This is a genomic window from Burkholderia lata (assembly GCF_902499025.1).
GTDB lineage: Bacteria > Pseudomonadota > Gammaproteobacteria > Burkholderiales > Burkholderiaceae > Burkholderia > Burkholderia lata_C.
This window is the reverse complement of the sequence record NZ_CABVPW010000108.1, coordinates 1-1245: the sequence shown is the minus strand read 5'-3', so window position 1 is coordinate 1245 and position 1245 is coordinate 1. Positions and strand designations below refer to the sequence as shown.

Sequence of the window (1245 nt, the reverse complement as noted above, 5' to 3'; positions counted from 1 at the left end):
GCCTGCCCTATACGGTTAAGCTTGCTACTGAACGTAAGTCGCTGACCCATTATACAAAAGGTACGCCGTCACCCCTTTCGAGGCTCCGACTGTTTGTATGCATGCGGTTTCAGGATCTATTTCACTCCCCTCCCGGGGTTCTTTTCGCCTTTCCCTCACGGTACTGGTTCACTATCGGTCGATCACGAGTATTTAGCCTTGGAGGATGGTCCCCCCATCTTCAGACAGGATTTCACGTGTCCCGCCCTACTTGTCGTACACTTAGTTCTTTCATACTGTTTTCGCCTACAGGGCTATCACCTGCTATGGCCGCACTTTCCAGAGCGTTCGGCTAACAATACAAATAAAGAGTACAAGGCTCATCCCATTTCGCTCGCCACTACTTTGGGAATCTCGGTTGATTTCTTTTCCTGCGGTTACTTAGATGTTTCAGTTCACCGCGTTCGCTTCACATGGCCTATGTATTCAGCCATGGATACTCCAAAAGGAGTGGGTTTCCCCATTCGGACATCTACGGATCAAAGCTTGTTTGCCAGCTCCCCGTAGCTTTTCGCAGGCTACCGCGTCCTTCATCGCCTGTGATCGCCAAGGCATCCACCACATGCACTTGTTCGCTTGACCCTATAACGAGTCTGTCTCATCGACAGTTCGTTACAGGTTGAGTTCTCGCATTTGTGCCGTATTCCAATTGAGTCAAACATAGAGTTCGAATCATCTTGAGATACATCGATACAATCACAACCCGGATAGTTTTCACGTCCATCTCATAGACGCTTCCGCTATCCAAATTACTTACTTCTTCCAGATTGTTAAAGAACGACAGCCGATATGGTTTTACTCACATCAATCTGACTGGCTCAATCGCCAATGCAAAATTCTCGGTTCAATGGTATGAACCAAGCACTTAGCGTTGGTGATTGGTGGAGGCAGACGGGATCGAACCGACGACCCCCTGCTTGCAAAGCAGGTGCTCTCCCAGCTGAGCTATGCCCCCATGTACAGATATGCCTCAGGTGTGTACCGCCACACAAGACGGTGGTGGGTCTGGTTGGATTCGAACCAACGACCCCCGCCTTATCAAGACGGTGCTCTAACCGACTGAGCTACAGACCCCTGAGTCTGTCTTTAATTTACAGCCGATAAGCGTGAGCGCTCAACTTCGCGAGATAGCTCTGGAAAGGAGGTGATCCAGCCGCACCTTCCGATACGGCTACCTTGTTACGACTTCACCCCAGTCATGAATCC

At 50.0% G+C, this 1245-nt stretch carries 2 tRNA genes and 2 rRNA genes; all 4 read right to left on the bottom strand.

Annotated features, from left to right (window positions below):
• Positions 1 to 621, bottom strand: a 23S ribosomal RNA gene (locus BDI24065_RS40850); the annotation flags it as partial.
• 297 nt (positions 622 to 918) lie between these two features.
• Positions 919 to 994, bottom strand: a tRNA-Ala gene (locus BDI24065_RS40845).
• A gap of 42 nt (positions 995 to 1036) precedes the next feature.
• Positions 1037 to 1113: transfer RNA gene (locus BDI24065_RS40840), tRNA-Ile, on the bottom strand.
• Positions 1114 to 1176: 63 nt separating this feature from the next.
• Positions 1177 to 1245 (bottom strand): 16S ribosomal RNA (locus BDI24065_RS40835); the annotation flags it as partial.